The sequence below is a fragment of the Pararhodobacter marinus genome (assembly GCF_003122215.1).
Taxonomy (GTDB): Bacteria; Pseudomonadota; Alphaproteobacteria; order Rhodobacterales; family Rhodobacteraceae; genus Pararhodobacter; species Pararhodobacter marinus.
In genome coordinates this window covers 49,788-68,766 of sequence record NZ_QEYD01000004.1, presented here as the reverse complement: position 1 = coordinate 68,766, position 18,979 = coordinate 49,788, and the positions used below count along the sequence as shown (strand labels likewise).

At 66.0% G+C, this 18,979-nt stretch carries 19 protein-coding genes and 1 other annotated feature; of the genes, 8 read left to right on the top strand and 11 right to left on the bottom strand.

All coding sequences use genetic code 11. From position 1 onward, the window contains the following. Positions 1–2 precede the first annotated feature (2 nt). The 4 genes from C4N9_RS07195 to C4N9_RS07180 all read right to left on the bottom strand — a co-directional run bounded on the left by C4N9_RS07195 (position 3) and on the right by C4N9_RS07180 (position 4,394). Positions 3–1,493 carry a SulP family inorganic anion transporter gene (locus C4N9_RS07195; RefSeq protein WP_109532641.1) on the bottom strand — a complete coding sequence of 497 codons (1,491 nt, stop codon included), beginning with the start codon at positions 1,491–1,493 and terminating at the stop codon, positions 3–5. Between the two features lie 60 nt (positions 1,494–1,553). Next, positions 1,554–1,611, bottom strand: a sequence feature (sul1 is cis-regulatory element that is thought to sense ions involved in sulfur or methionine metabolism; They are found in Alphaproteobacteria). Between the two features lie 307 nt (positions 1,612–1,918). Next, a complete protein-coding gene (locus tag C4N9_RS07190; RefSeq protein WP_109532640.1) occupies positions 1,919–2,263 on the bottom strand; it encodes a hypothetical protein in 345 nt (114 codons plus the stop codon). Between the two features lie 69 nt (positions 2,264–2,332). Then, positions 2,333–3,790 (bottom strand): NAD-dependent succinate-semialdehyde dehydrogenase, encoded by a 1,458-nt coding sequence (locus C4N9_RS07185; RefSeq protein ID WP_109532639.1) that lies wholly within the window; start codon positions 3,788–3,790, stop codon positions 2,333–2,335. 127 nt (positions 3,791–3,917) lie between these two features. After that, positions 3,918–4,394: an Lrp/AsnC family transcriptional regulator gene (locus C4N9_RS07180; protein WP_109532638.1), complete on the bottom strand. Its 477-nt coding sequence runs from the start codon at positions 4,392–4,394 to the stop codon at positions 3,918–3,920. Positions 4,395–4,577: 183 nt separating this feature from the next. Between C4N9_RS07180 and doeA the strand changes: the two genes are divergently transcribed. After that, on the top strand, positions 4,578–5,774 hold the full coding sequence (doeA, locus tag C4N9_RS07175; RefSeq protein WP_109532637.1) for an ectoine hydrolase DoeA: 1,197 nt from the start codon (positions 4,578–4,580) through the stop codon (positions 5,772–5,774). A 51-nt stretch (positions 5,775–5,825) separates the two neighbouring features. On the opposite strand, the gene C4N9_RS07170 is transcribed toward doeA, so the two are convergent. Together C4N9_RS07170 and C4N9_RS07165 are read right to left on the bottom strand one after the other, a co-directional pair. Beyond that, positions 5,826–6,614 (bottom strand): exodeoxyribonuclease III, encoded by a 789-nt coding sequence (locus C4N9_RS07170; protein ID WP_109532636.1) that lies wholly within the window; start codon positions 6,612–6,614, stop codon positions 5,826–5,828. A gap of 475 nt (positions 6,615–7,089) precedes the next feature. After that, a complete protein-coding gene (locus C4N9_RS07165) occupies positions 7,090–7,776 on the bottom strand; it encodes a response regulator transcription factor (RefSeq protein ID WP_109532635.1) in 687 nt (228 codons plus the stop codon). A 171-nt stretch (positions 7,777–7,947) separates the two neighbouring features. Here C4N9_RS07165 and ribA point away from each other — a divergent pair, with 171 nt between their 5' ends. Together ribA and C4N9_RS07155 are read left to right on the top strand one after the other, a co-directional pair. Continuing rightward, a complete protein-coding gene (gene ribA, locus C4N9_RS07160) occupies positions 7,948–9,012 on the top strand; it encodes a GTP cyclohydrolase II (RefSeq protein WP_109532634.1) in 1,065 nt (354 codons plus the stop codon). Then, the gene (locus C4N9_RS07155) at positions 9,009–9,542 is read left to right on the top strand and encodes a L,D-transpeptidase family protein (protein WP_245902487.1); all 534 of its coding nucleotides are present in this window, start codon (positions 9,009–9,011) and stop codon (positions 9,540–9,542) included. The genes ribA and C4N9_RS07155 overlap by 4 nt, the downstream gene beginning before the upstream one ends. Before the next feature lie 67 nt (positions 9,543–9,609). On the opposite strand, the gene C4N9_RS07150 is transcribed toward C4N9_RS07155, so the two are convergent. From C4N9_RS07150 to C4N9_RS07135, 5 genes are all read right to left on the bottom strand, one after another. Continuing rightward, on the bottom strand, positions 9,610–10,266 hold the full coding sequence (locus tag C4N9_RS07150; RefSeq protein ID WP_109532633.1) for a YggS family pyridoxal phosphate-dependent enzyme: 657 nt from the start codon (positions 10,264–10,266) through the stop codon (positions 9,610–9,612). A gap of 130 nt (positions 10,267–10,396) precedes the next feature. Continuing rightward, positions 10,397–10,696 (bottom strand): hypothetical protein, encoded by a 300-nt coding sequence (locus C4N9_RS07145; RefSeq protein WP_109532632.1) that lies wholly within the window; start codon positions 10,694–10,696, stop codon positions 10,397–10,399. Positions 10,697–10,874: 178 nt separating this feature from the next. Then, positions 10,875–11,738, bottom strand: coding sequence for a porin family protein (locus C4N9_RS07140; protein WP_109532631.1), 864 nt, complete (start codon positions 11,736–11,738; stop codon positions 10,875–10,877). After that, on the bottom strand, positions 11,735–11,893 hold the full coding sequence (locus C4N9_RS21840) for a hypothetical protein (RefSeq protein ID WP_168192149.1): 159 nt from the start codon (positions 11,891–11,893) through the stop codon (positions 11,735–11,737). Before C4N9_RS21840 ends, C4N9_RS07140 begins: the two co-directional genes overlap by 4 nt. A 208-nt stretch (positions 11,894–12,101) precedes the next feature. Continuing rightward, on the bottom strand, positions 12,102–12,998 hold the full coding sequence (locus tag C4N9_RS07135) for a porin (protein ID WP_109532630.1): 897 nt from the start codon (positions 12,996–12,998) through the stop codon (positions 12,102–12,104). 600 nt (positions 12,999–13,598) lie between these two features. On the opposite strand from C4N9_RS07135, the gene C4N9_RS07130 reads away from it, so the two are divergent. From C4N9_RS07130 to C4N9_RS07110, 5 genes are all read left to right on the top strand, one after another. Continuing rightward, on the top strand, positions 13,599–14,090 hold the full coding sequence (locus C4N9_RS07130; protein ID WP_245902486.1) for a DUF3576 domain-containing protein: 492 nt from the start codon (positions 13,599–13,601) through the stop codon (positions 14,088–14,090). A 121-nt stretch (positions 14,091–14,211) separates the two neighbouring features. Then, positions 14,212–16,767: a leucine--tRNA ligase gene (leuS, locus tag C4N9_RS07125; RefSeq protein ID WP_109532629.1), complete on the top strand. Its 2,556-nt coding sequence runs from the start codon at positions 14,212–14,214 to the stop codon at positions 16,765–16,767. Positions 16,768–16,777: 10 nt separating this feature from the next. Continuing rightward, positions 16,778–17,263 (top strand): LPS assembly lipoprotein LptE, encoded by a 486-nt coding sequence (locus tag C4N9_RS07120; protein WP_168192148.1) that lies wholly within the window; start codon positions 16,778–16,780, stop codon positions 17,261–17,263. Further along, complete coding sequence (gene holA, locus C4N9_RS07115) at positions 17,260–18,285, top strand: DNA polymerase III subunit delta (RefSeq protein WP_109532627.1); 1,026 nt, start codon at positions 17,260–17,262, stop codon at positions 18,283–18,285. The genes C4N9_RS07120 and holA overlap by 4 nt, the downstream gene beginning before the upstream one ends. A gap of 74 nt (positions 18,286–18,359) precedes the next feature. Then, a complete protein-coding gene (locus C4N9_RS07110) occupies positions 18,360–18,962 on the top strand; it encodes a glutathione S-transferase family protein (RefSeq protein ID WP_109532626.1) in 603 nt (200 codons plus the stop codon). Positions 18,963–18,979 lie beyond the last annotated feature (17 nt).

The following is an 18,979-nucleotide window of genomic DNA, read 5'->3' as shown; positions in this document are numbered from 1 at the left end:
TCTCAATGCGCGCTCAGCGTATCCATCGCGCCCGGCTTGTCGTGGATCGCCAGCCTGTCGACGATCGTTTCGGACGCCTCGTTCATGCCGACGATCTCGACCTCGGCCCCGTCACGACGGAACTTTAGCACCGCCATGTCCAGCGCCTGAACGCTGGAAATATCCCAGATATGCGCCGCCGAGACGTCGATGACCACACGCTCCAGCGCCTCCTTGAAGTCGAAAGCCGCCATGAAATCCTCGACCGAACCGTAGAACATCTGCCCCTCGACGCGATAGGTGCGCTCGCGCCCATCGGGCGAGATGGTCGAGGTGACGCGGAACAGCTGCGCGATCTTCGCGGCAAAGAAGATACCCGACAGAAGCACGCCCACCAGCACGCCAATGGCAAGGTTATGGGTCCAGACCACGGTCACCACGGTCGCCAGCATCACCACCGAGGACGAGCGCGGATGCGTGCGCAGCGTGCCGAGGGACGACCACGAGAACGTGCCGACCGAAACCATGATCATGATCGCCACCAGAGCCGGCATCGGGATCTGTCCCACCCAGTCGCCCAGGAACACGACAAGGATCAGCAGAACCACGCCCGCGGTGAAACACGACAACCGCCCGCGCCCGCCGGATTTCACGTTGATCATCGACTGCCCGATCATCGCGCAGCCCGCCATCCCGCCGATGAAGCCGGTGCAGAAATTCGCCACGCCCTGACCGACACATTCCTGATTGCGGTCGGTCTTGGTGTCGGTCAGGTCATCGACCAGCTGCTGCGTCATCAGGCTTTCCAAGAGCCCCACGACGGCGACGGCCAGCGAATAGGGCAGGATGATCATCAGCGTCTCGACGGTCAGCGGCACATCGGGCAGCAGGAACACGGGCAGCGCGTCGGGTAGTGCGCCCATATCGCCCACGGTCCGCACGTCCCAGCCGAAGACCATCGTCAGTGCGGTCAGCACGACGATGGTCACAAGCGGCGAGGGGATCGCTTTCGTGAGGCGCGGAAACAGGTAGATGATCGCCAGCGAGGCCGCGACCAGCACATAGGTCAGCCAGGTGACGTTGCGCGGATCGAGCTCGGGCAATTGTGCCATGAAGATCAGGATCGCCAGCGCATTGACGAAGCCGGTCATCACCGATTTCGACACCCAGCGCATGACGAAGCCCAGTTTCAACAGGCCCATGGCGATCTGGATCACGCCTGCCAGCACGGTCGCGGCCAACAGGTATTCCAGCCCGTGATCGCGCACCAGCGTCACCATCAGGACGGCGGTCGCGGCCGTCGCGGCCGAGATCATGCCGGGCCGGCCGCCGGTGATCGCCACCAGAACGGCAATCGAGAAGCTGGCATACAGGCCGACCTTGGGGTCGACGCCTGCGATGAGAGAAAAGGCGATGGCTTCGGGGATCAGCGCAAGCGCCACCACAAGGCCCGAGAGAAGATCGGCACGCATGTTGCCGAACCACTCCCTGCGATACTGGTCGAGGGTCATCATGTCAGTCGTTTCCCGTCCCGACGGGGCGGGGCCCGTCGCTGTCCTGGTCTTGTCAAATCAGGTTGTCCGGCGGATCGGCGGCCGGAATAGCCATCCGGGGCTTGCACCCGGATCCGTGTTCGCTGCCCTGCGGCATACACGGTTTCGTGACGGGTGCCAACCGGGACGGGGCAGGACGCGAAAAGGGCAGAAAGGGTGCCCCCTTCCTGCCCGTCTTCGAGGCGTCAGGCGCCGCTTAGCCGGTAAAGGCCTGCGCCAGCGTGCCCGCGACCATAGTGGTCATCATCAGGGCGAACACGATCTTCTTCATCAGGGGAGACGTCATTGCAGCAACTCGCATGTCAGGCACCGTGCGGCCCTCGGGCAGCGGTCACGGCGCGGGTGATCTGTTCAGGCCGCGCGGACGGGCGCGCGGCGGTGACGGATCAGGCGAGAGGCGGCGCGCGGGCCTGCGGATGCAACCACGCGACCGGGGACGACACCGCGCCCGCCGGCGGAAGGACAAGGGTGGCATGGCTCTGCGGGCGCGCGATATCCAGCGGATCGGGCAGCAGTCCGGCCAGATCGGTCGCGGGATCGGCGGCTTCGGGCGCATGAGCCCGGGCGACGGCAAGGCCCGTCGCACCGCGCGTCTGTGCCTGCGCCGAGGCTTCGCCCGCCTGCACCTGCGGCGGTTGCAGCAGGCCCGTCGCAGGCCCCAGGGCTACGACCCCGCTGACCACAAGCAGCAGGCGCAGCAGGGTCAGGACGGGGTCAAACCGTTGGCGCATTCGTCTCATGTGGGGGCTGCGGGCCAGCCTGCAAGAGCGCCGGCCCGCAGAAAAACGTCAGCCCCGGTTTCAGCCCCAGTCGCGGCACACATATTTGATGTCGGTGAAGGCTTCGAGCCCCTGCCGCGCGCCTTCGCGCCCCAGCCCGGACTGCTTGACCCCGCCGAAGGGAATGGGCGCGCCGGTGACCTTGGTGCGGTTGACCGCCACCATGCCGAATTGCAGCGCGCGGGTCATGCGGTAGATCCGGCGCGGATCCTGACTGTGGACATAGGCGACCAGCCCGTATTCGGTGTCATTGGCGCGCGCGGTCACCTCTTCCTCGGTGTCGAACGGAGTGATCGGGGCGACGGGGCCGAAATTCTCGTGGCTCATGATCAGCGCGCTGTCGGGGACATCGGCCAGAACCGTGGGCTCGAAGAACAAAGCCCCCTTGTCCGCAGCCACCTTGCCGCCGCTCAGCAGCCGCGCGCCCTTGGCCAGCGCATCCTCGACCTGCTCGATCTGCTTGGCGATGGCTTTCTCGTTGATGAGTGGGCCGATATCGGGATCGTCCATGCCCTGCCCCATGCTCAGCGCTTCCACGGCGGCGGTGAAGCGGGCGCAGAAGGCGTCATAGACATCGCGGTGGACGTAGAAACGGTTCGCGCCCAGACAATCCTGTCCCGATGTGGCGAACTTGGCCTTCACCGCCTCGGCCACCGCGCGGTCGAGATCGGCGCTGGGAAACACGATGAAGGGCGCGTGCCCGCCCAGTTCCAGCACCAGCCGCTTCACCGTCTCGGCGGATTGGCGATACAGCAGGCGTCCGACCTCGGTCGAGCCGGTGAAGGACAGCGCACGCACCCGCGCATCCGAGGTCCATTCACCGACGATGGCCGGTGCATCGCCCACAACGGTGCTCATCACCCCGTCCGGAAAGCCCGAGCGGCGGGCCAGTTCGGCCAGTGCCAGCGCCGAAAGCGGCGTCTCGGCCGAGGGATGGATGACCACGGTACAGCCCGCGGCCAGAGCAGCGGCGGCCTTGCGCGTGATCATCGCCGAGGGAAAGTTCCACGGCGTGATCAGCGCGGCCACGCCCACGGGTTCGCGCCACAGCTCCATCTCGGCATCGGGCAGATGGCTGGTCACGCCCTCGATATTCGGGCGCAAGGCTTCCTCGGCGTAGAATTGCACGAAGCTGGCGGCGTAATCGATTTCGCCGCGCGCCTCGGAAATCGGCTTGCCCTGCTCGGCGACCATGATCCGCGCCAGATCCTCTTTCGCGGCGATGATCCGGTCGTGCCAGTCATGCAGGATGCGCGCGCGGTCCTGCGGCAGCATCCCCGCCCAGAGCGGAAAGGCGCCGTGGGCGGCATCGACCGCCGCGCGTGCGCCGGTGGCGTCGGACATCGCGACCTGCGCGACCAGATCGCCGGTGGCGGGGTCGCGCACCGCCAGCCGGCCCTGACCGGGAAAATCGCCTTCGGTGCACAGAAGGGCGGTGTCGTCGATCCAGGCTTCGGGGGTTGGGCGCATCTGCGTCATCGGGGGGCTCCTTTGTCGGGGCCATCATCGCGCGCGGGCGCCAGAGATTATGCCTGTTCCGCGTGGCCCGGGCAGAGGAATCCTCTGTTTCCCGGCCCCGGCGCCGAAAGTTCCCCTGACCCGCGCGTCAACCGCCCAGCAAAGCCAGCGCGGGCGGGACGGTCTTGACCGGCTTGGTGACGATATAGCTGTAATACCGCCGCACGCCCGCGCGACTTTCCAGAAGGCCGTCCATCAGATCCTGAAACGCGGCGACATCGGTCGTGACCACCTGCATCAGGTAATCGTAGCCACCGCCGATGGCCCAGCAGCCCGAGATCGCGTCGATCCGTGCCACGATCCGCTCGAAGCGCTGGAAACTCTCGGCCTTGTGGCTGTCGAGCTCGAGCGTGACGAAGACCTGCACATGCGGTCCCAGCCTTTCCAGATCGACCTCGGCCCGGTAGCCCCGGATAAGCCCCGCCTGTTCAAGCCGCTTCATCCGGTCCCAGCAGGGCGTTGGCGACAGGTTCACGCGCGCAGCAAGCTCGGTCTTGGCGATGCGGCCTTCGCGGCTGAGAATGGCCAGAATGGCGATGTCCCTGTCATCGAGGCGAGTATCCATGCCGCCATGATCCGGGCGGGGGCGCGTTTGTCAATCGCGCGCCGGGCGGGCCAGTTTGCGGGCGTGGGAAAAACCCGATGCGATTTTTGCGATCAAAGGCTTGCTAGGACGCGTTCCGGGCGACAGGGTGGCGGTATCGGCAAGTCCGACGGCCCTTCAACGCCTGTCCAGCGAAAGCCCTTCATGAACAAGCTGCAACGCACGCCCGAGCGCTACACCACCGAGGAATACAACAAGCGGCTTTCCAAGCTGCGCCTGAAAATGGAAGCCCAGGGTTTCGACATGCTGATCCTGAGCGATCCGTCGAACATGTCCTGGGTGTCGGGCTATGGCGGCTGGTCGTTCTATGTCCATCAATGCGTCATCGTGGGCCCCGTGGGCGAGCCCGTCTGGTTCGGCCGCCAGCAGGATGCGCAGGGCGCCTACCGCACCGTCTGGATCAAGCGCGACAACGTCATCGGCTATCCCGACCATTACGTGCAGTCGACCGAATGCCACCCGATGGAATATCTGTGCGAGCAGCTGATCGACAAAGGCTGGGACAAGGGCACGATCGGCGTCGAGATGGACAATTACTGGTTCTCGGCCCGCGCCTATGAGCGGCTGCAGAACGGCCTGCCCAACGCCAAGTTCAAGGATGCGACCGGCTTCATCAACTGGGAACGCGCGGTGAAGTCCGAGAAAGAGCTGGAATACATGCGGCAGGCCGCGCGGATCGTCGAGCGGATGCACCACCGCATCGCCGACAAGATCGAGGTCGGCATCCGTAAATGCGATCTGGTGGCCGAGATCTACGATGCGGGGCTGCGCTATGACGAATGGTACGGGCATGGCGGCGATTACCCCGCCATCGTGCCGCTGCTGCCGTCAGGCCCCGATGCCGCCGCGCCGCACCTGACCTGGGACGACCTGCCGATGAAAGAGAACGAAGGCACGTTCTTCGAAATCGCCGGCTGCTATCAGCGCTATCACGTTCCGCTGTCGCGGACAATCTTCCTGGGCAAGCCGCCGCAGGAGATCCTGGAGGCCGAAAAGGCGGTGATCGAAGGGATGGAGGCCGGGCTGGAGGCCGCGCGTGCGGGCAATACCTGTCACCACATCGCCGACGCGTTCTTCAAGTCGCTGGAAAAGCGCGACATCATCAAGGACAACCGCTGCGGCTATTCCATCGGGCTGAGCTATCCGCCCGACTGGGGCGAGCGCACGATGTCGCTGCGCCGGGGCGACATGACCGAGTTGCAGCCGGGCATGACCTTTCACTTCATGACCGGGCTATGGATGGATACCTGGGGCTACGAGACCACGGAATCCATCGCCATCACCGACGGCGCGCCCGAGGTCTTCTGCGACCTGCCACGCAAGATGCTGATCAAGCAGTGAGGCTCTGGGGCTGCCCGGTCCGGGTGGCCCCCGTTTTCAGAGCCCCCGTTTTCAGAGGTCGAAGGTCGCCAGCACCGGCGCGTGGTCGGATGGCTTCTCCCAGCCCCGCACATGCCGCAGGATGCGCGAGGAGTGACCGGCCGCCGCGATATCGCCGCTGGCCCAGACATGGTCCAGCCGGCGGCCCTTGTCCGCCGCGTCCCAGTCGGGCGAGCGATAGGACCACCACGAATAGACCTGCCCCTCGGGGATGTCCTGCCGGGTGATGTCGACCCATTTGCCCGCCGCGCGCGCCTCTTCGAACGCCTCGACCTCGACGGGGGTGTGGCTGACGACCTTCAGCAACTGCTTGTGGCTCCAGACGTCATCCTCGCGCGGGGCGATGTTCAGATCGCCCACCAGGATCGACTTTTCCGGCAGCGAGTCGCGGAACACGTCGCGCATCTCGGCCACGAAATCCAGCTTGTGGCCGAACTTCTCGTTCACCGTGCGGTCGGGGATGTCGCCCCCCGCCGGGACATAGCAATTGTGGATCGTCACGCCGTTTTCCAGCCGGGCCGCGACGTGGCGCGCATCGCCCTTCTGGCACCAGTCGATATGCCCGGCATCCTCGATCGGGATGCGCGACAGGATGGCGACGCCGTTGTATCCCTTCTGCCCGCGCGCGACCATGTGACCGTATCCCAGGGCCTCGAAATCGGCGAGCGGGATCTTGTCGACGGGGCTCTTGCATTCCTGCAGGCACAGCACGTCGGGCGCTTCCTCGGTCAGGAATTTCTGCACCAGCGGGCTGCGCAGCCGGACCGAGTTGATGTTCCAGGTGGCAAGGGTGAATGACATGGGATTTCCTTTCGCGCCTGAACGTCCGCGCCCGTTTCGCACGCAGCGGGTCTACACGTTCGGATGCCGGGGAAAAACCCGAAACCTGCGATCGCGACGCGGCCTGAGCGGCAAAAAAGAAGGCCCCGCGCAACATGCGGGGCCAAAGTCCAACAGGGAGAAATGACTCGTTAAATCTGCAGCACGGATGCCGCATTGATGTAAATCAAGTCTCGGACGCCCCCGGGTCAAGGTCTGGGCGCGTTTTTTCCCGCCGGGCGCGCGCCTCGCAGGCAAAATCCCTGTCCCGCAAGAAATCCCAGTCGCGAAAGAAATCACCGTCGTGAAAGAAAAAAGGTCCGGGCCGAAGCCCGGACCAGTCCAACAGGGAGGAGCGTGTCATGACCCCGACACGCAGGGGATAAGAAAACCCATGACACCACCCTACCAGCCAGACCTTACCCCAAGGTAAAGCACGGCAGGGGACGGCAGCGGGTTACGGAACCAGCCGGTACCCGCCCGGCTCGGTCACCAGAAGCCGCGCATTCGACGGGTCGGATTCGATCTTCTGACGCAGCCGGTAGATATGCGTCTCGAGCGTGTGGGTGGTGACGCCCGCATTGTATCCCCAGACCTCGTGCAGCAGCACTTCGCGCGGGGCCAGGCCGTCGGGCGCGCGGTACAGGAACTTCAGGATGTTGGTTTCCTTCTCGGTCAGCCGAATCTTGCGGTCCTTTTCGTCGACCAGCATCTTCTGCGCGGGCTTGAACTGGTAATCGCCCAGCTGGAACACCGCGTTTTCGGATTGCTCGTGCTGGCGCAGCTGCGCGCGGATCCGCGCCAGAAGCACCGGGAATTTGAAGGGCTTGGTGACGTAATCGTTCGCGCCGGAATCGAGCCCAAGGATCATGTCGGCATCCGAATCCTGCCCCGTCAGCATGATCACCGGACATTTCACCCCGGCCTTGCGCATCCGCTTGCACAGCTCGCGCCCGTCGGTATCGGGCAGCCCCACATCGAGGATCACGAGGTCGAACTGCTCGTCCCGCACCCGCTCCATCCCCGAGGCGCCGTCGCCGGCTTCGAACGTGTCGAATTCCTCGGTATCGACCAGTTGCTCGGCCAGCGCCTCGCGCAGGTCTTCGTCGTCATCGACAAGCAGGATCTTGTTCAGTTTGGCCATGGGTCCGTCCTCGGGCTCGCGGTCTGTTGCCCATAAGGTGTTGCAGGCACGCGGATCGTTCAAGCGACGGCGAATTTTCTCACGCGGACGTGTCGCAGTTACGGCTTATGTTTCAATTTCCCCGCCGGTGTCTTACATCCACGGGACAATTGTTACAGTCAAAGGCGCGCCATGACGCTGTCCCCCGGCCCTCTCGAACGCCTCAACCGCGCGCGTGCCGATCTGCGCGTGGGCCTGCCCGTGGTGCTGACCGAGGGCGCGCAGACCGCGCTGATCGCCGCCGCCGAGACGCTCGACGATACGCGGCTCGGCGCGCTGCGGGCGCTTGGCCAGCCGGTCGTGGCCCTGACCGAACGCCGCGCCGCCACGCTGAAGGCGCGCGCCTATGACGGCGATCTGGCACGAATCCTCGTGCCCGCCGATGTCGATGCCCGCTGGATCGAGGCGCTGGCCGACCCGGCCGAGGATCTGACCCATCCGATGAAAGGCCCGATGCAGTCGCAGCGCGAGGGCAGCGCCGATCTGCACCGCGCGGCGATCCGGCTGGTGAAATCGGCCCAGCTTTTGCCCGCCGCGCTGGTGGTTACGGGCGCAGCAGTGCCCGAGGGCCTGACCCGCCTGTCCATCGCCGAAACGCAGGCGCCGGAAACCCGGCTCGACCCGGTGATCGCCGCGCGCCTGCCGATGCGGCTGGCCGGTGTCGGACGTCTGCATGTCTTCCGCCCGCAGGATGGCGGGACCGAGCATTACGCGGTCGAGATCGGCAAACCCCTGCGCGATGCGCCGGTCCTGGCACGGCTCCATTCCGCCTGTTTCACCGGCGACGTGCTTGGCTCGCTGAAATGCGATTGCGGCCCGCAACTGCACGCCGCGCTGGCCGCGATGCAGGCGCAGGGGGCGGGCGTGCTGCTCTATCTCAACCAGGAAGGCCGCGGGATCGGGCTGGCCAACAAGATGCGCGCCTATTCGCTGCAGGATCAGGGCTTCGACACGGTCGAGGCCAATCACCGGCTGGGTTTCGAAGACGACGAGCGGGATTTCCGGCTCGGCGCCGAGCTTCTGCGCAAGATGGGCTTTTCGCAGGTGCGGCTGCTGACCAACAATCCGCGCAAGGTCTCGATGCTGGAATCGGGCGGCATCGACGTGGTCGAGCGCGTGCCGCTGAAAGTGGGGCTGACGGACGAAAACGCGGCCTATCTCGCGACCAAGGCTGCCAAATCGGGCCACCTGCTGTGATCGGTATCAGAGACGATGCCCTCCATCTCACGCCCACGGGCATTCTGTTCGCCGGACGCCGCCTTCCCTGCGTGATCGGTCGCGGCGGGATCCGCGACGCCAAGCGCGAAGGCGACATGGCCACGCCGTCGGGCCGCCACCGCATCCTCGGCCTGCTCTACCGCCCCGACCGGCTGCGCGCCGGCGCCCTGCCCCGCTGGGCCGAACCCATCGGCCCGCGCGATCTGTGGTGCGACGATCCGGATCATCCGGATTACAACCACCCGGTCCGCGCGCCGTTCAGGGCCAGCCATGAACGCCTGCGCCGCGCCGATCCGATGTATGACCTGATCCTCGTCACCGACTGGAACTATCCCGATGCCCGCCCCGGCAAGGGTTCGGCCATCTTCGTCCATACCTGGCGCCGCCCCGGCTATCCGACCGCCGGCTGCCTCGCTTTCTCGCGCGAAGACCTGCTCTGGATCGCCGCGCGCGTGACGATCGGCACGGAAATCGTTGTCCCGCCCGCGCCCGGCATCTTTGTTCCCTAAATATCCTCGGGGGGTGAGGCCGCAGGCCGAGGGGGGCAGACAGCCCCCCTTCCCCGACGACCATGTCTCAGCCCTGGTAGACCCGCTCGCCGAAAATCGCCGAGCCCACGCGCACATGCGTGGCGCCATGCGCGATGGCGGTTTCGAAATCGTCGGACATGCCCATGGACAGCCCCTCAAGGCCATTGCGCGCCGCCAGTGCCTGCAACAGCTCAAAATGCGCCGCCGGCTCCTGATCGACCGGGGGAATGCACATCAGCCCTTTCAGCGGCAGCGACAGGTCCCGGATCTGTCGCACCAGCCCGTCGGTATCGTCGGGCAACACGCCCGCCTTCTGCGGCTCGGCGCCGGTATTGATCTGCACGAACAGATCCGGGCACGTCCCGATCTCGTCGGCGATGCGGGCGATCGTTTCGGCCAGCTTCAGCCGGTCGACCGAATGGATCGCGTCGAACATCTCCATCGCGGCGCGGGTCTTGTTTGTCTGCAGCGGGCCGATCAGGTGCAGCGAGATGCCGTCATGCGTCTGCATCAGCGACGGCCAGCGTCCCTGCGCCTCCTGCACCCGATTCTCCCCGAAGACGCGTTGCCCCTGCGCCAGAACGTCGCGCACGCGCTCGACCGGCTGCACCTTGGACACGGCGATCAGCGTCACCGAACCCGGCGCTCGTCCCGCGCGGGCCTCGGCGGCTTTCAGACGATCGTTGATATCTTTCAGCGACATGAACCCTCCTGTGCGTCGGACAGCGGCGTCCGGCGAGGAAGCCACAGCATGCCGGAGAAGTAAATCGCCCGCCGCCCCGATCCACAGACCCGGCCCACGGGCCCACTCCACAGGCCCGGGAAGGATCCGTTCAGTTCTGTGAGACGGGCAGCGGTTCGCCGAAATTGTCGCGGTCGTTGAGCGGCCTGTCGGGCAGATTGCCGACCGTGACGCCCAGATCGAAGCGAAACAGCACCCCGACATCCGAGGTATGGCGGAAACTGGCGGTGTAGCGGCCCTGGTAAAGGGGCTGCAGCGACGATTGCGCGGCGTTCGGGTCGTGCGCATAGCCGACCCCGAACCGGGAATCGAAGGAATGGACGACATAGGTCTGGCCGAAGGCCGGAGCCGACAGCAGGGTCAGGGCGGAAGCGAGAAGGGCGTTGCGCATGAAAACCAACCGAAAATGTACCTAAGGGTATCATTTCGCTTGGGCAGACGGAATGTGGCGCGTGGGCCGTCAGCGGCGCTTCGCTTACACGTTCGCGTGCGCGGCGAGGGTCTGGAAAGCGAACGGGCCCGCAAACGGGCCCGTCGACATGGCGGTCATGCGGTTTTCGGATCGCGGGTCAGAAGGTGAAGGCCACGCCGACCGAGGCCGAGGTCGCGCCCGCGCCGATATCCCAATGCTCGACGCCCGCCGTCAGGGTGGCGCCGCCGCCCAGATCATAGCCGTAGCTCAGACCATAGGTCTGGCCGCCGAATTCCCGGCCGACATAGCCATAGAGCATCCCGCCATAAAGCGCGATATTGCCCGACACCGCATAGTTGTTGATGGTGCCGTCCGACACGACCAGCGCGCCGACGCCCCACGATCCGCCATCGTAATGGCCCGACACGGTCCAGATGCCCGAAGCGAAGGTGGTGTAGCCGGCGGCGACGGTGAAAGCGTCGAACGAGGTCATCGCCGCGACCTCGGTTTCGCCGGTCGCGCGCTCGTGCGAGACGGCGACAGTCGTGGCGCCGAAGGCATAGGCGGCGGTCACATTGGCCGGGCCGACCCCGGCGGTGTCCGAATCGACGAAGGCAAGGTCCGCGCCCGCATCGTCGCCGCAGATCGTGCCGCCCTCATAGCCGACCAGGCAGGTATCAAGCGCGAAGCCGGCGGTATAGACGGCGCCCGGCGTGTTGCCGAAGGTCAGCGTCAGGCCGTTCGCCTCGACCCAGACGGCCGAGCCGGAAAAGATGCCGACCGAGCCGTTGGCGATTTCCGCCGTGGTGAGCGCGCCGAAGCTCAGGCCGTGATCGGCTTCGATGGCGACGTTGAAATCGAGCGACAGCTGGTTGTCCTGCGCCCAGCTCCAGACGCCGAAGAAGGGGCCGTGAACGGCGATGACGCCCATCCGGCCTTCGCCCGAAATGGTGAGGGCCTGCGCATTGGCGATCGTTGCCGAGGCGATCAGGGCGGTAGTGGCGAGGAGAAGGTTTTTCATTGTTGTGCGCTCTCGCGATGTTTGTCCTGAGTATTTTTGTCAGGTATTTCGCGGCGCGTTTCGAGAAAAATCCCGACCCTTTCCTGACTGCTGCATGACTTGTTGCGGCGCAGCAACAATTTCCGCGCAGCCGCAGCATCCTGGCGGATGGTCACGCCCGCAAATCGGGCAACCGGCTTGCCGCTGCCTGCAAAACGGACGGCGGGAAAACCGGCTCTTCAAGGATGAAACAGACAAGCTGTCGGGAGATATGCGGCTGTCTTCCCGGCGATTCCGCATGGGCCGCCATACGGACAGGAGAGCACAAAAAAAAGAAAGAGCGGGCCGAAGCCCGCTCTTCCATAAAGTCCGTCGCGTTCTGGATCAGAACGTGAAGGCAACGCCGACCGAACCGAAGGTCACGTCGTTGTAGGCGGTGTGCTCGGCACCGACGGTCAGGGTGGCGCCGCCGCCCAGGTCGTAGCCGTAGCTGATGCCGTAGGTGGCGTCGTCGTACAGTTGGCCGACGAAGCCGTACAGGTCGCCGCCGCCCAGGTTCACGTTGCCCGAGATGGCGTAGTTGGTCCAGCCAGCGAAGTCGGTGATCAGAGCGCCAACGCCCCACGAACCGCCGTCGTAGTGGCCCGAGATGGTCCAGACGTCGCCGAAGATGAACGCGTCGCCGTCCGAGTAGCCCAGAGCAACGGTGAAGGCGTCGAACGAGGTGCGAACACCCAGCTCGGTGTTGCCGTTACGGTCGTGCGACAGAGCAACACGGGTTTCGCCGAAGCTGTAGTCGATGCGGGTGCGCGAGCCCGGGCCAACGCCGGTCGACGACTGGCCTTGGGTCACGGTGCCGTTGCCGACCAGGCCGAGCGAGTCACCGCACAGGGTGCCGCCTTCGTAGCCGATGCCGCAGCCGCCGCCGTAGCCCATCGCAACGCCAGCGCCACGGATCGCGCCGTCGATGTTGCCGAAGGTCAGGCGCAGGCCCGAAGCTTCAACCCAAACGCGCGAGCCCGAGAAGATGCCGGCGTAGCTGCCCCAGTTGGTCGACTGGGTACGGGCACGGGTCCAAGCGCCGAAGGTCAGGCCGTGATCGGCTTCGACCGAGACGTTGAAGTTCAGGGTCAGGCGGTTTTCTTGCGTCCAGGCCGACACGAAGCCGTTGTCCTGGAAGAAGACCCCCATGCGGCCTTCGCCGGTGATGGTCAGGCCTTGGGCGTGGGCCAGGCCGGCCGACAGGACCAGGGCGGTCGAAGCGAGAAGAATTTTCTTCATGGTTTCCCTCGTTGCGTTTTAACTGCCCACCTTGTCCGCAAGCTGGGTCTGTGTCTGTTTCTCGCCTTTGCCCCCCCAATGCAAGATACGCACAAACACCCCCGGAACTCCGTCGATTTGTGATGCAGAATTGCCACGCCGCTGTTTCCACCGGGCTTTCCGGGACAGGATTCGGGCAAGGCTAAGCGCTTCAGGGTCGCGTTTTCGACCGCAGGAACCACCTTATCTTATCCCCTGGCCGCCGCCAGTGCCGCGATGGCGGACGCCCCATAGAATCGCGGGCCGTGCCGGGGCCGGATCGAAAAGCAGGCAGACCCTTGTGGAATGCGGCGGGAATCGGCAGGTGCGGGAGGCTGCCGTTCCTCTCCTGCACGGCGCGCGCGCGACGAACTGCCGGCACGCCCTGCAAGCAGACACCGACTCGCGCACCGACCCTTGTTCGCAAACGCCCGCTCGGGTAGACACGCGATGCGCGTCTTGGGACGCCACGCATGTGCCCTGTCACGGGGAACGCTCAGGGGGACGCCGCAGGGCAAACCCGAAGGCAGGCAGGCGGGGCCTCATGAAGCATTGGTGGACGACAACAAGGGTGACGGACCCATGATCACGAAACCGGCGATGCAGGTCATTGCGGCCCTCGGTATCACGCTTGCGCTGGGCGCCTGTGGCGGCGGCAGCTTTTTCCGCGGGGGCGGCGATGCCGCGCGCGAGGAGGCGCTGCAGCAGCGGGTCGAGGAAACCGGGTCGACCGACTCGATCTGGGACCTGTTTTCAGGGCGCGAGGATCCCTCGACCGTGCTGACGGTGAACCGCTATATCTGGACGGCCTCGCTGGAAGTGCTGGATTTCCTGCCGGTCGAACAGGTCGATCCCTTCTCGGGCGTGATCACCACGGGCTTCGGCACACCGCCGGGCGGCGGGCGCCCCTACCGCGCGACCATCGCGGTGACGGATGCCGCGCTCGATGCGCGCTCGCTCAACGTGGCGCTGATCACCCGCAACGGCCCGGCCAGCGCCGAGACCGTGCGCGCGGTGGAAAACGCCATCCTCACCCGCGCCCGCCAGATCCGCATCCGCGAGCTGGGGCTCTGAGCGCGAATCGCGCGCGGGGCATCGCGACGCTGGAAACCCCGCGGAAACGCGCGTAAGACACCGCCGGGCGTTTCGCCCGGCTTTTTCATTCGTCCGGCCCTTACACTTCGCAGGAAACCGCATGTCCGCCGACCGTTATTCCCCGCAAGAGATCGAACCCCGCTGGCAGGCCGCCTGGGATTCCGAGGGCTGCTTCACCGCCAGGGTCGACGCCTCGCGCCCGAAATACTACGTGCTCGAGATGTTCCCCTACCCGTCGGGCCGGATCCATATCGGCCATGTGCGCAACTACACGATGGGCGACGTGGTGGCGCGGACGAAAAAGGCGCAAGGCTTCTCGGTGCTGCACCCGATGGGCTGGGACGCGTTCGGGATGCCGGCGGAAAACGCCGCTATGGCCGAGGGCGGGCATCCGGGCACCTGGACCTATAACAACATCAAGGTGATGAAGGGGCAGATGAAGCCCCTGGGCCTGTCGATCGACTGGTCGCGCGAATTTGCCACCTGCGATCCGGAATATTACGGGCAGCAGCAGGCGCTGTTTCTCGACATGCTGGAAGCGGGCCTCGTCTATCGCAAGAACGCGGTGGTGAACTGGGACCCGGTCGACATGACCGTCCTGGCCAACGAACAGGTCATCGACGGCAAGGGCTGGCGCTCGGGCGCGGATGTGGAACGCCGCGAGCTGACGCAATGGTTCTTCAAGATTTCCGAATACAGCGAAGAGCTGCTCGACGCGCTGGATGGGCTGAAGGACTGGCCCGAAAAGGTGCGCCTGATGCAGGCCAACTGGATCGGCAAGTCGCGCGGGCTGCAATTCGCCTTCGAGCGGACCGACGGCCAGGGCGAAATCGAAGTCTACACCACCCGCCCCGACACCCTGATGGGTGCCAGCTTCGTCGGCATCTCGCCCGATCACCCGCTGGCACGCGAGCTGGCCAAGCGTAACGCCGCCCTGCAGGCCTTCCGCGAGGAATGCGCCAAGGGCGGCACCACCGCCGAAGAGCTGGAAACCGCCGAAAAGAAGGGCTTCGATACCGGCCTGACCGTCAAGCACCCGTTCGATCCCGACTGGGAGCTGCCGATCTGGGTCGCCAACTTCATCCTGATGGATTACGGCACCGGCGCGATCTTCGGCTGCCCCGCGCATGACCAGCGCGATTTCGAATTCGCCACCAAGTACAGCCTGCCGATCCCGCCCGTCTTCGTGCCCGAAGGCACCGAGGAAGCGCCGCTGACCGAGGCTTTCGTCCCTGCCAAGTCCGAACCCGTCCGCTTCGTCCGCCTGCTGGCCGGGTCCGAGGAGCAGACAGGTGAGGCCGCCGTCGATGCCGCCATCGCGCTCTGCGAGGAAAAGGGCATCGGCAAGGGCGTGACCAAGTTCCGCCTGCGCGACTGGGGCCTGTCGCGGCAGCGCTACTGGGGCTGCCCGATTCCGGTGATCCATTGCGACACCTGCGGCGTGGTGCCCGAGGCGAAGGAAAACCTGCCTGTCCGCCTGCCCGAGGATGTCAGCTTCGACAAACCCGGCAACCCGCTGGACCGCCATCCCACCTGGCGCGACTGCACCTGCCCGAAATGCGGCGCGCCGGCCAAGCGCGAAACCGACACGATGGACACGTTCGTCGATTCGTCGTGGTACTTCGCCCGCTTCACCGCGCCCCATGCCAACGGCCCGACCGACATGGCCGAGGCCGAGTACTGGATGAATGTCGACCAGTATATCGGCGGGATCGAGCACGCGATCCTGCACCTGCTCTATTCGCGCTTCTTCGCCCGCGCGATGCACAAGACGGGGCACCTGCCGCAAAAGTCGATCGAGCCGTTCAACGCGCTGTTCACGCAGGGCATGGTGACGCACGCGATCTACCAGACCCGCGACGCCAAGGGCCGCGCGGTCTATCACTTCCCCGAGGATGTCGAGCTGAAGGACGGCAAGGGCTTCCTCAAGGACGGCACCGAGGTCGAGATCGTGCCCTCGGCCAAGATGTCGAAATCGAAGCGCAACGTGGTCGATCCCGTCGCCATCATCGACCAGTTCGGCGCCGATACCGCGCGCTGGTTCGTGATGTCCGACAGCCCGCCCGAGCGGGACGTGGAATGGACCGCTGCGGGCGCCGAGGCCGCGTACAAGCATCTGGGCCGGGTCTGGACGCTGGGCGAGAAGATCGCCGCGATGGATCCGGGCATTACGGGCGAGGGCGACGACGACCTCAAGCGCGCGATGCACCGCGCCATCGACGACGTGACGCAGACGATCGAGGGCTTCGCCTTCAACAAGGCAATCGCCAAGCTTTATGAATTCACCAACACGCTGAGCCGCACCAAGGCTTCGGGCGCGGTGCAGAAGGAAGCCGCGCGCGTTCTGGCCCAGCTGATGGCGCCGATGACGCCGCATCTGGCCGAGCATCTGTGGCACCGTCTGGGCGGCGCCGGGCTGGTGACGCTGGCCGCATGGCCAAAGGCCGATCCGGCGATGCTGGTCGATGAAAGCATCACCCTGCCCGTGCAGTTCAACGGCAAGCGCAAGGCCGAGATCACCGTCCCCGCCGATGCCAGCAAGGAAGAGGTTGAAAAAGCCGCGCTGGCCGACGAAGCTGTGATCCGGGTGCTGGCCGGGGCCACACCCAAGAAGGTGATCGTGGTGCCGGGGCGGATCGTGAATGTGGTGGTCTGAGACCAGAACATTGAACAGACGGGGTTTCCTGGGGCTTGCGGGGGCGCTTGCGCTGGCGGGCTGCGGCTTTACGCCGGTCTACGGGCCGGGCGGCGCGGGCACGGCCTTGCGCAACGCCGTGCGTGTCGATGATCCGGTCACCCGCTCGGACTTTCAGTTCCTGCGTGCGGTCGAGGATATCCTCGGCCCGCCCACCGCGCCGCGCTATGCGCTGGCCTACACGATCACAACCGAGGAAGTCGGCGGCGGCGATGTGCAGGATTTCGGCGCGACACGGGTGCAGATCTTCGGCACCGCCGCCTTCACCCTGACCGACACCGCGACCGGCCGGACCGTCGCGCAGGGCGAAGTCGCGGGCAACACCGCCTATTCGACCACTGGCACCCAGCTTGCCAGCTTCACCGCCGCCGAGGATGCCGAGGCGCGGCTGATGCGGATGCTGGCCGATTCGGTCGTCACGCGGCTTTACACCGAGCCGGGCCTCACCGCGGAATGAAGCTTTCTCCCCGCGATGCGACCGGGTTTCTCAGCCGTCCCGATCCGCGCGTGCCGGGGCTTCTGATCTATGGTGCCGATGCGATGCGGGTGGCCGAGCGCCGCGCCAAGGTCGTCACCGCGCATGTCGGCGCGAATGCCGATACCGAGATGCGCCTCACCCGGATGACCGGCAGCGACCTGCGCAAGGACGGCTCGGCGGCGGTGGATGCGATCAAGGCGCAGGGCTTTTTCCCCGGCCCCCGCGCGCTGGTCATCGACGAAGCCAATGACCACGCCGTCAACGCGCTGAAAACCGCGCTGGCCGAATGGGCCGAGGGCGACGCGATGATCGTCGCCACGGCCGGGCAGCTTACCCCCGGATCGAAACTGCGCAAGCTGTTCGAGGGCGACAAGCGCGCGCTGTGCCTGGCGGTCTATGACGACCCGCCGGGCCGGGCCGAGATCGAGGCCATGCTGCGCGAGGCCGGGCTGACGCAGATCCCCGACGACACGATGCGCGACCTGCTGGCCTTGGGCCAGATGCTGGAACCGGGCGATTTCCGCCAGACGCTGACGCGGATCTCGCTCTACAAGCTCAACGACGACACTCCGCTCAGTCCCGCCGAAGTCGCGCTTCTGGCGCCGCAATCGAACGAAGCGGATATCGACGACGTGCTCGACGTGGTGGCCGAGGGCCGCGTGGGCGAACTTGCGCCGATTCTGTCGCGGCTGTCGGCGCAGGGCGTGCAGCCGGTCGCGGTGTTCATCGGCGCCGCGCGGCATTTCCGGGTGCTGCATGCGCTGGTCAGCGCGCCGGGCGGGCCCGGTCAGGCCATCGGCACGCTGCGGCCCCCGGTCTTCGGCCCGCGCCGCGACAAGCTGCTCAGACAGGCCAATATGTGGTCCCTGCCGCGTGTGGAAGAAGCCCTGCGCGGCCTGACGGAGACCGATCTGATGCTGCGGTCATCGACCCGCGCGCCCACCCGGGCGCTGGCTGAGCGCGCGCTGGTCCGGCTGTGCCGGCTTGCCGGGCGGCGCTGAATGACGCAGCGGCGGGCTTGCCTGCCCGCTCGGCCCGTGGCTTGATGCCGCCCGACTGCCAAGGAGGAGCGTGCATGTCCACCCCGAATTACACCCTGATCGGCGCGGTCTCGACCCGCGCCGCCCGTCCGGTCTGGATGCTGGAAGAGCTGGGTGTGCCCTATGAGCATCTCGGCGTGAAGCCGCATAGCGACGACGTGGTCCGCCACTACCCGCGCGGGAAGGTCCCCGTGCTGCTGGTCGAGGGCGAGCCGATCACCGATTCCACCGCGATCCTGAGCTATCTGGCGGATGCGCACGACCAGTTCACCGCCCGCGCCGGAACGCTGGCCCGCGCGCGTCAGGACATGCTGCTGCAATGCGCGCTGGACGAGTTCGACTCGGTCCTCTGGACCTCGGCCCGGCACAGCTTCATCCTGCCCGAGGACAAGCGCGTGCCGCAGGTCAAGGATTCGCTGCGCTGGGAATTCGAACGCAACCAGGCCAGCATGGCCCGGCGGATGGGCGACGGCCCCTATCTGACAGGCGAGAATTTCTCGATCGCGGATATCGTGCTGGGGCATTGCCTGCTCTGGGCGAAGGCCGCGAAATTCGAGATCACCGAACCCGCGCTGGTCGAGTATTTCGACCGCATCAGCGAGCGCCCGGCCTACAAGGCGACGATGGCCAAGCGCTGAGCCCGAACCGCCCGCCC